7 protein-coding genes are annotated in these 10,922 nt (G+C 40.3%); all 7 read left to right on the top strand.

The features are described 5' to 3' along the window. Positions 1–127: 127 nt before the first annotated feature. The 7 genes from BMW37_RS07460 to BMW37_RS07490 all read left to right on the top strand — a co-directional run bounded on the left by BMW37_RS07460 (position 128) and on the right by BMW37_RS07490 (position 10,428). Positions 128–1,309, top strand: a complete 1,182-nt coding sequence (locus BMW37_RS07460) for a tyrosine-type recombinase/integrase (RefSeq protein ID WP_093317398.1) — start codon at positions 128–130, stop codon at positions 1,307–1,309. Further along, entirely contained in the window at positions 1,306–2,889 is a 1,584-nt protein-coding gene (locus BMW37_RS07465; RefSeq protein ID WP_093317403.1) for a site-specific integrase, read from the top strand. Before BMW37_RS07460 ends, BMW37_RS07465 begins: the two co-directional genes overlap by 4 nt. Continuing rightward, the gene (locus BMW37_RS07470) at positions 2,882–4,891 is read left to right on the top strand and encodes an integrase (protein ID WP_093317406.1); all 2,010 of its coding nucleotides are present in this window, start codon (positions 2,882–2,884) and stop codon (positions 4,889–4,891) included. Before BMW37_RS07465 ends, BMW37_RS07470 begins: the two co-directional genes overlap by 8 nt. Further along, a complete protein-coding gene (locus BMW37_RS07475; protein ID WP_093317409.1) occupies positions 4,884–5,360 on the top strand; it encodes a protein kinase in 477 nt (158 codons plus the stop codon). The genes BMW37_RS07470 and BMW37_RS07475 overlap by 8 nt, the downstream gene beginning before the upstream one ends. Positions 5,361–5,449: 89 nt before the next feature. Continuing rightward, the gene (locus BMW37_RS15505; protein ID WP_093317411.1) at positions 5,450–5,704 is read left to right on the top strand and encodes an HTH-like domain-containing protein; all 255 of its coding nucleotides are present in this window, start codon (positions 5,450–5,452) and stop codon (positions 5,702–5,704) included. A 55-nt stretch (positions 5,705–5,759) separates the two neighbouring features. Next, on the top strand, positions 5,760–7,955 hold the full coding sequence (locus BMW37_RS07485; RefSeq protein ID WP_093317414.1) for a DEAD/DEAH box helicase family protein: 2,196 nt from the start codon (positions 5,760–5,762) through the stop codon (positions 7,953–7,955). 4 nt (positions 7,956–7,959) lie between these two features. Beyond that, a complete protein-coding gene (locus BMW37_RS07490) occupies positions 7,960–10,428 on the top strand; it encodes a sigma factor-like helix-turn-helix DNA-binding protein (protein ID WP_093317417.1) in 2,469 nt (822 codons plus the stop codon). The last annotated feature ends 494 nt before the right edge of the window (positions 10,429–10,922 follow it).

Genomic DNA, 10,922 nt, shown 5'->3' on the forward strand with positions numbered 1-10,922 from the left:
AGTGCGTAAGCATTTGAAGGGCTTTTTTTGTTTTAATGATTTTGGTATTTTAAGAAATCGTATAATTTATTATATTGTAAATTTAGAGTTTTTGGGTTATGCTTGTTTTGTCAATAAAGGTGATGTAATGAAAATAGAGCTAGTCACACACAAAACGGGTGAACAAATACCAATGATGCTAGATACTTCTGGTATGCCTGTTGTATTACCCAATGAGTTTATCCTTTCTAGGCGATCCCTTAGTACCAATACACTGGTTCGGAATTTGAGAGAACTGTCAGTGCTCTATCGTTGGCTGGACAAATCAAATTGTGACCTATCTGCTAGATTACTGGCTCAAAACTCGTTCAACGAAGCGGAATTAAAAGGTAGTTTGGTCGAGGCGTTAAGAATCGACCAGGCCAATGGGCATATAAGAGCAGTAGCGCCTAATACCTTTAATCAAAGGCTAACAACTATCCGACTATTTTTCAGTTGGTGCATGGACGTACTGACTAGTCAGCTACCTCTATCTTCCTTGGATTATGAGCGTTTAAGGGAGAGAAAGTCATTTTTGCTAAAAACTCTTGATGGTAGCTTTATGTCTGCAACACCAGTCAAAAAGAGTCTTCAAAAGGGGCTAAATGATGCTGAAGTTGATTTCTTGCTTGCGGTATTGCACCCCGATGCTAAGCAAGGGTTCGGAAGAGATTCTGCTGTAAAGTTCAGAAATTATGTATCTGTTGGGCTGATGTTATTTTGTGGTTTAAGGCCAGGTGAGCTGCTTAGTCTCAGGGTGGAGGATGTCCAGGTTGGTCCGATTTCGTCGATACAGGTTGAACGTAGGCCAGCGGACCCGCTTGATCTAAGGCGACCGAGGCCTCAAATAAAACGCAATGGCCGAGTCATTCCGGTTGAAAATAGGCTTCTTGAATTGGCTTTGAATGAGTATATTGTTACTTGGCGTGAAGTGCTTGAAAGTAAAAGCCAATACGAATCAGACTATTTAATCTTGAGTGATGAGGGGGCGCCTTTGTCGCAATCCTCAATTACACAGTTTTTTCAGTTGTTGCGATTGCAATACGCTGACCACCTTCCTGAAAACTTAACGGCCAAGTCTCTCAGGCATTCATTCTCATCACGGCTTGAGCGGGTATTGCGTGCTTCAGGAATGGATGAGCAGCGCAGGAGAGAAGCTTTAGCCTTGCTGCGTGGCGATAGTAGTTTGGACTCACAAGATATATACATAGCCCAAGAAGTGGAAGAGCAAGCAATCAAGTCACTGAAACGGTATCAGGCTGAAATAATGTCAGGGAAGAAGCTAGAGTGAATATAAGATTATCGAAACCACAGGCTATCGAGCGGTATTGTCCTGAGATAGAAAAATTAATTACCCGTGAAGGAAAAGCAGTTGATATATCCGGTGATACTTGGAGATTGCCGTATTCTGTGAGGGATAATTCAACCCTGAATTTCACAAAGATAATCAATCCCGAAATCAGAGAAGCGCTCAAAGACCATGTTGCCGAACAACTTAAACGAATATCAACACATGCAGGCTATGTTGCATATCAGGATGTCTGGAGAGAGGTTCTGAGATATTGGGGGAGCCCTGCATCTAAAGTTGATTCAGAGTCGCATCTAATAGATCTATTTGAAACCGCTATTAATCGCGCTCGCTCACGAAAAAGGCTATGGGCAATGTACAGGCCCATACAGTGGTACATCTGGAGCGCTGACAACAAGGCAGAATATGGTTTTTCGGAAACTTATGCGCAAGAACTTGAGGCATTAGAATTGCCTGGGAATCCGAAAGGTGAAGCTGTTCGGATGGAAGATCCCGAAAGTGGCCCTCTGCACAAGTCTCTTGAGCTACCTCTCTTAATCAATGCACTTAAATCAGATGATGGGCGAACATTAGAGCATTTGCAGCAGAGGGTTGTAGTTGCCCTTTCCATAGCATTTGGGCGAAACCCTGCTAACTTAACATTTCTCCGAGAGTCTGATTTTGAACGGCTGGCTCCCTTAGGTGATGACCCATGCTACATCATTCGCATGCCGAGAATTAAAAAACGATTTGTAAATCCAAGAGACGATCTTTTGGTTGAATATCTTGATCCACATTTTGGTGCCATGATTGAGCAGTTGATAGAAATCAGTAAATTGGTGCCGCTGAGTTTTGCAAATAGAGCCTTTGTTATTCCAGAAAAGCGACCATTGCTAATTAACAGAAATGGAAATAAAGCGGCCATTTTATCCAAAGATATTGATAACGTATTTAACCTGACGAGTAGCGATATATCACGTTTACTCAGTGCGTTCGTAAAACGCCACAATATTATCTCACCGCTCACTGGTGAGTTAATGTGCGTAACTCCGAGACGGTTGCGCTACACATTGGCGACAGGCTTGGCTGCTGAAGGGATCAGTAAGCGTGAGCTGGCGAGGATCCTTGATCACACAGATACCCAGCACGTGCATGTCTATTTTGAAATGGCTGGTAGAATTGTTGAACATCTAGACAAAGCAACCGCGAAAGGCTTCTCGAAGTACCTCAATTTTTTCAACGGTAGGCTAATCGATAGTGATGAAGATGCTGTCAATGGTGAAAGAGGTGATAAGCATCTAATATTTATCGATGAGCAAAACCCTACAGATCAAGCTGATATTGGTGTGTGTGGCGAATCCAGTGTTTGTCACCTTGATCCGCCCTACTCATGTTATTTGTGTCCAAAATTTCAGCCTTATCGGCACGCTAATCACGAGCATGTTTTGGAATGTTTGCTGGCTGGACGCGAAGAGCGTTTGAAGAAGTACGATAATGCGCGATTAGGCATACAGCTTGATGAGGTAATCGCAGCGGTAGCACAAGTAGCCAAACTATGTGAGGAAGGGGGGCGTAATGTCTGATGGTCGCTCCAACCGCAAGGCCAAGGTTATTCCTTTCGTTGATCGTCTTGAGCGTGACAGGAATGAAAACCTCAAATCTTTAGCCAGCAAAGCAAAGCTAATGAAGTTAGAAGGGTTTGAGTCTGTCGTTTGGGATGCCCCCGAGTGGCAAGTCGTTTCAGGCCGCCTAGTCAGGTTGACTGGTAAAAATACGAAATCAGCCTCTTTTAGTTTTTCGCTATCTCCGAAGCTGGATTCAGAGTCACTAGACGGTTGCTGGGAACTGGTTGCCAAAGCGTTATTTGTGCTCAGGTTCCACAGAAAGCATCAATCAGCACCGAATCAGCGTAATTTCATTACCGCTATTGGATATGTGTCATTTGCAGCTAAACAGCTAGGGCAGGATTTATTTAGGCTTACGCCTGAAGCACTGGATAATGCGTCTGTTTTAATCTCAAAACACTACAGTGATACCACCGCCTACAATCTTCACAAGCATGTTGCAGAGTTTGCGGCACACTGTGATGCCAATGGTTTGTGCAGAGTTTTATTACAGTACAAATATGCAAAAATGAAGCGTCCAGCTGGCACTGGAGGAATAAATCATAAAAGGTTAGATGATCCTGAGGTTATGGAGACGAAGTCAGACAAACTGGTCGATCCCGCTGTATTTCGAGTCATTGGTGAACTGTACTTAAACGTTCCCAAAGATCATAAGTATCGTTTCTATATTCTGATCTTGACACTACTTGCTTCCACAGGAAGGCGGTTTAGTGAAATTTCACTATTACCCGCTCAGCAGCTGTCTTCTGATGACGAAGGTAACCGCTATATCGAATACTTTCCGCGAAAGGCAAGTCGTGGTGACGTATTTACACCAAAACGAAGGCTTTACTTGCCGTCAGAGGTGGCCCCCATCGTTGGTGATGTACTCGTTGAGTTGGCGGAAATTACATTTAAAGCGCGTTTAACAGCAGAAGAAATGTATAAAGTAGGTGGTCCAGACCTAAGGTTTTTGGATAGTATACCTGAAGATAAAAAGCTCTATGCAGCTGATTTGACTGAATTAGGAATCAGTCACACTGTTTTGGGCGCAACAGGTTGGCTCAGGAAACAAAAACTCGCGTGGCCAGATCATAACACATTAACCAGGCAGGTAGCTAAGCCTGCAAATCCCATTTTTTACACTTACAAAAGTGGATTGATTGAATACTGTTTGCGTGATTTCTTTGAAGCATATTTATCTGCTTTCCATACAGACCAATTTGGTAAAGAATATTACCTAAAAGATCTTTTATTCATTCGTCCTCTTGGACTTTCCAGTGGAAGCTACGCTCATTGGCTGGCCACGAGTTGTAGCCAGTCCATGTTTACTACCTTCCTTCGCTATTTTGCACAACTTGCCGCCGAATACGCTTCAGAAAGTATCGAGGTGGATTTTACCAGTCATCATTTCCGTCACACGCTTAATACCCTGCTGGATGAGGGCGGGTTAAGCGACCTGCTACAAACCGAATGGTTTGGTCGTACTAACCCAAAAGATACCAAAGCATACCAGCATACTTCTCGCGAAAAACGAGCGCTGATGCTCCGCGAAGACATCAAAAAAGGCTTGGTAAGTGGGCAGTTAGCTGAGCAAATCAAAGTTGTTCCGGTAGAAGTTCAGGATGCTATTCTGAAAGCGCGAATTCAGGCTGTACATGATGTTGGCACTGGAATCTGTATCCACAATTTCTCTCAAACACCCTGTGAACGTCATTTGCAATGTTCGGCAATCTGCAAAGACTACGTTTGGGTTAAAGACGATAAGGGACGTCTGGATGAGCAAAAGCGCCAGTATGCCCTTACTGCGCTTGCACGAAAAAATGCTGAAAAGCAAATGAGTAGCAACAAGCCGAAAAAAAGCGCTGATTGGCTAGCCCATAACGATAAAAAACTCAAAACATTGGCTACCCAACTGGCCGCAAACGGGGTTGAGCACTTTGATCCCGAACAATATCTAAAGGAGATAGAGCATGGTTAAGCGCTTTAGACGCATGTCTGATAGTGACATCAAAACAATTGTTGCTGATTTGGATCGCTGGGCACTGGGCGAGCTTGGATCAAAACTAACTTGGGCTGTGCTAGAAGAACGTTTTGGCTTTAGTCGCCAATCGCTTCAAGCTAAATCTGAGATTAAGGCTGCTTATAATAACGCTAAACGTGCTCTTTCAGGCGGGCTGGTAAAAACTAAAGAACTGGTAACTAAAGAGGCTGAAGAGCTTCAGGTCGAGGTAGAACGTCTCAAAGAGGAGCTAGAAGCTTTCAAGCGAAAGGAAGAGCAGTGGCTGCGTCGCTGGCAGCAAATCGCCTTTCATGTGCGGCAGAAAGGCTTACAGATGGCCAGTGTTGATAGGGCGCCGCCAGAAGGGGCAGTTCTACCCTCTAACACTGAATCCGCTCAGATTCTCCGGCCGTTTGATAAAGAAATACCGCCATCAGGCAGAGTGTAAGTGATTGATATATAGTTTAATTAAGGTTGATGTATTTTCTATATAAATCAGTTAAATTGTCAAGTGCCTAGAATCGCACAGGCTGAAAAATGAATAAAAACAAGATTTGCGAGCGAATCAAGCAGGTACTAGCGGATGCTCCTCGTAATCAATATACAGCTGAACTTTATCTGCAAATGATCAAATACGATAATGATCTGAGGAACATTACAGCAAAAGAGTTTTGTGAAGGGTGGTTGCGAAGCAGCTTCGGTGCGGAATTTAACAAAATGTGCAATCTGACTCGGTGTTTGAAAGCCGTAGGACTAAACCCTAAGCATCTATCACGACGTTTTAAACGTTGACATTGAAATTGAATAATCTGATTAAACGATTTAAGCTGACTAAGAGGCTATTGAAATGGTAAAAGACTTTAAAGATATTGACCAGTTAGCACCTGCAGATTTCGAGATTTTTGTTAGGGACCTATTTCTTGCCTCCGGTTGGTCGGATGCTGAAATTACAAGAGTTGGAAGAGAATTTAAATACGGTGATGGTGGTGTGGATATCTTTGCTTACAAAGGAAAGAGAAGATTTGCTATCGAAGTTAAGCAACGGAATTTGAGCACTACAGTTGACGTAAAAGCCCTAAACCAAATTGTTACAGGTGCTAAGTTAGCAAATGTGTCTAACAAGATATTGGTTACCAATTCATACTTCACCTCAGAAGTTAAAGCGCGAGCATTACGCTTAGGTGTAGAGCTTATTGATCGAGATGAGTTACAGAATCTTTGGGTAGTAAAACACTCAGAAATTGGTCGGGATATTAAACCAAGGAAGTACCAACAATATGTCATTGATGAAGCTTTGCACAAATATAATGCAGGAAAAAATAAGATTTTGATTGAAATGGCTACAGGTTTGGGGAAAACCTATACAGTAGCTCATCTAATAAAGAGGCTAATCCATGAGTCATCTGAGCGACCACGGATTCTCTTTCTTGCTCATCAAGTGGAAATTTTGCTTCAGTCAGTTACTGCATTTAAAAATGTCTTAGGTATTGGGAATTACAGTTTCTCTGCCTGCTTTTCTGGAACGAAGCCAGAGGACACAGATTTTGTATTTGCATCATTCGATACGTTGTATGGCCAACTGGGGAGTCTATGCAATAATTCATATGATTTTATCGTTGTCGATGAGGCGCACCATACGGCGGCAAGAACATATTCCGAAGTTGTCACCCTATTTAAGCCGAAACTGCTGGTTGGTTTAACCGCCACGCCATATCGAGCAGATAACAAAGATGTAATATCTTTTTTTGGTGGGGCAGATGGGCATATTGGTAAATTCGATTTGGTTTGGGCTTTAAAGCATAAGAAATTGGCATTTCCTAGATATCTCGTCCTTCTTGATGATCTTGATCAGGATAAAATTAATCAATTAGAAAGTGGGCTATCCATTTCTGATTTGGATAAAAAATTATTCTTGCATAAAAAAGATCAGGAAGTTGTTCGTATTGTTGAGAAAACTGTTGAAGAACAGGGGATACAGAGAGTAAAGGGAATCGTATTCTGTAGAAACATCCGCCACATGTACCACCTTATAGGTTTTTTTCAGCTCGGATCTGCTACTCTTGTACATTCAAAAATGCAGGATCTGGAAAGAAGAGAAAATATTAGAAGTTTTAGGGAGGGAAATGTTAAGTATATATTGGTGTGTGACCTATTTAATGAGGGCATTGACATTCCAGAAACAAATCTACTTATTTTTATGCGGTATACGGGCTCCAGAACCATTTGGCTTCAACAGTTAGGGCGAGGATTAAGAAAAACACCCAATAAAGACTATGTCCATGTATTGGATTTTGTAGGGTCTCTTGAGAGGCTTAACGAGGTGAAAGAGCTTTCTAGGTCTATCGATAGAATGCCTGTTGATAGAGAAAATCTAATTGATGATGCGGAGGAGCCGGAAGTAAATAGTGTCTTTCACGATATGGCACTGGATGTCAAATATAGTGAAGAAGCGGCGAAAGTCCTCAAATTGATCGAGAATATGAAGCTAGAACTCAATAGTCGTGAATTGTTATTGGAAAAGCTGCGACGGTACAAAGAGATAAATGAGTCAATTCCAGATATTTCAAATATAGAGAATTGCCTAGAGGACGTGGGCTTAGATCAGATAGCTACTCATTTTGGATCTTATTATGGCTATTTAACAGCCGCATTTGATGGTGATTTCGACAAACAGGAAATGATCTTAAGGATGAAAAAATATATAAGTGGGTTTTATGAAGATTATAAACTGGAACCTAGTTTGAAAGCAATTGCAGTTCATTTTACTGTGAATCATCTAAATGAGTTTACTGAGAAGGATATTAAAACACTGATTCCTGAAGCAAGTGAATTTATCCGCGAAGTTACGCCGAATGTCCCTACTAATTTAGGAGAAAACAGTTCAATTTCTGGCGCTCCATCTCCTTGCCCAATAATCGAAAAGTACAGAAATAATTTATTATCTCGTTTAGATGTGAAAAAGCTTTCTGACGCTGAAAGAGATGAGATTATAAAGAAATACAGTTCTATTTCTGTGTTTTTGAAGAAATTAAAGAGTTATTAAGAAAATGGATTTTGTTACTATTGATATCCGCCAAATAAATTTGGATAGTGCTGTAAAAAAGTTAATTAAGTCGATTCTATGTGATAATGCTGACACTTTGCCCAAAAAAAGGGACTTGTGGGAGATTATCGAAGATATGAGCATGGATGATTTCATGCTGTTAAAAAGGAACGTTTACTTTGCTGACTTTCTTAGGTTATTTGGTGTGGAATTTTCGCCTAGCGGGGATACCTGTAGTGAATTTAAAGATAACACTGAGAGCGTTGGTCATGTTGATAATAGTGATAACGATATGATTAAATCAAAGATTGGAAGTGATATCAGCCTTGATTTGGGGATAATAAAAATACCCTCGCTCGTGACAAGGCTTGATGATTTGATATTGCCAAATAGATTTTCGAAACTGGTTAAAAGATTAAGAAATATCAGTTCATTTCATGAATCATTCCATCTTGGTGAAACTTTGGGTGATCTTGTTAGTTTGAGCACTTCTGATATTGCTTGTCTTCCTGGGGTTGGATTATCTTATGTGGAAGCCTTTAAAGAGCTTAAAATATTAGCCAATACTGCGGATGAGATTGATATTGAGGTTGATAATTACGCACCTTCTGATAATAAAATTAATCTTGGAAAAGTAGATACCAGTAATATGAGGCTATGTTTGGGAGGGGTAGACCAAAAATTTGCTAAAGCGTTGGAGAAGTACGCTAGATACATTGGTGCTGAGGATGTTGCAGAAAATTTGGATGACATTCTTAGTTTTAATCGGAGTAAGTTGCTTGCTTTACCGGGCTTTGGAGAAAAAATAGTACATTGTCTGATTGAGTTCAGAGATGTTGTTAGAAAAGAAATTGAGTCTATTTTAGCAGGCAATATTAACTATCAGGAATTTGAATCTTCGTTAATCTCCCCAAAGGTATTTAGTATGGTCCCAATTGAAAAAGCAGAAAAAATCTTGCTGGAGGATGTCGATAATTTCATTGATCGAATTGAAGATGATGAGGCCGACATTGCCCAAAAACGCTGGGGATTTGTAGAGGACAAGCAGACATTAGAGCAGATAGCCTCTAACTTTGATGTTACAAGAGAGAGGATACGTCAAAAAGAATCAAAGATAAACAGCAGTTTTATTCGGCATTTGCGTATTCATCCGAAGGCTATGTGGCAGCTTATAGAGCCTGAGCTATCCAGCAGTTTTCGCACTAAATTCAATAAGGTTTTCTCATGTTTCACAGAGGAAAAGGACTTTTACGATTTTTTAAGCTTGATTTGTGGGCAGACTAATCTTTTTGAGTATGTTTACCCTGAGCTAGACAAAACTATATTAAATATTCTTTTTGCGGAAAATGGTGCGCCACTCCATCTTGATGATATTAGAGAGTACATTTCGCAACTAAATTTAAGTGAAATTAAAAATATCGATAACGCTATTTATTTTTTGGAGAAGCGTGGCGTCTTGCTTATTGATGGCGAGAATATTTGGCCGAGGCAGCTTGGAAAAGCTGAGGCTAGTGCATGTATTTTATTTCATCTTGAGGGTGGTCTGCCTTGGTTGGATGTAGCTAGACTGGTGAATGCTAGATGTTATTCTAGGACTGATATTTACGAGGATCGCCTAGATAATGAGGCTTTTAAGTTGCCGGATTACATATATTTGGCCGGTAAGGGTGTATATAGACATACAAGATTTATTGATGTTGAATCAATATCGCTGGACGATATATTTATATCGGTGATGGAATATGCTCAATCAGATTGCAGAGACGTTTTTCATTTGATGGAATGCTATCAAGCTTCCGCTGGGCTACAGGCATACGATTATTTTATAATTAGGCACTTGGTAAAGCATTTCGGCGAAGATTATGGATTTTACTTTTATGGTCGTTCACAATCCGATTCCGTGGGGTTGAAAAAAGGCTTCAAAAATATTACACAAAAAGATGTAATTATTGAGGCAATGAATAGAAGTGAGAGGCCTTTAACAAAAACAGCTATTGCTAACTTACTGAAGAGCAAAAGTAGTAATCATGCTGCATTTTATCTAGATGCTTTGATTGAGGACGGTAAGGTTGTTCAGGTAGACAGGATGCTCTACACTACACCTAGCTGCGCATACAAAGATATTGTTGTAGATGACTACGTAGTTGAAATCGGTATAATATTGAATAAATACCAAATCCCTGTAGAGTCATCTATTATAAAAAAAGAGCTAAATAACCGATTTTTAAAGTGTTTCTCAAAGTACTTTTATGCATCGATTGCACGACTTTATGCTAGGGATCAAGGGTGGTTCAGAAAGAACAGTTTGTATTCTATTAATGAAATACCATTTAGAAATTTAAAAGCAGTCATTGAAAACGTTTGTAATTTGGAGTTTTCGGTAAATGATAATATCGAGTTTCTCCAGAAGCATGTAGCTATCACTAAGGAATCAGCTACCATAGCGCTTTATAATTGGCGTAATAGCCCCTAGTGCATGAATTAAATTCATGCGAGAATGTTGATATTCCTGTGTTTCCTATTTGGTGCGAGAGTCAGGAATACGAAAATTACGCCTATGGAACGTAAATTGCAAGGAATTATAGGTAACTCTATCTCAAATCGAGCAATAGTTTGGATTTAGACTTGGCTTGAAGTATCATTAGCTGTTGATGGCAAGAACGGAAAATGGATTGTAATTCAGCTAGATCTTGCTGAAATGCGATTCAAGGTTTGGTAGAAGCAACAAACCTTCCAATATTCGCCTTTTTGATTATGGATGTTGAAGCTACCTGAGTTGGTCAGGTGCTTTCGCTAAAAGTGTTAAGATTCTATCTTTACGCTTGGTGTCTAATAACCCTAGAGTACCCTCCCAGAAAGTTGACAGCATTGGAGTTAACTTAACATTATTTAATATATTTAACATTAAATAAATTTTTTTCAATGGTTTAAGTTATTTTTTAACTAGTTTATGTGAACAACCTTTTT

Origin of the sequence: Thorsellia anophelis DSM 18579, assembly GCF_900111395.1 — a bacterium.
Lineage (GTDB): Bacteria > Pseudomonadota > Gammaproteobacteria > Enterobacterales > Thorselliaceae > Thorsellia > Thorsellia anophelis.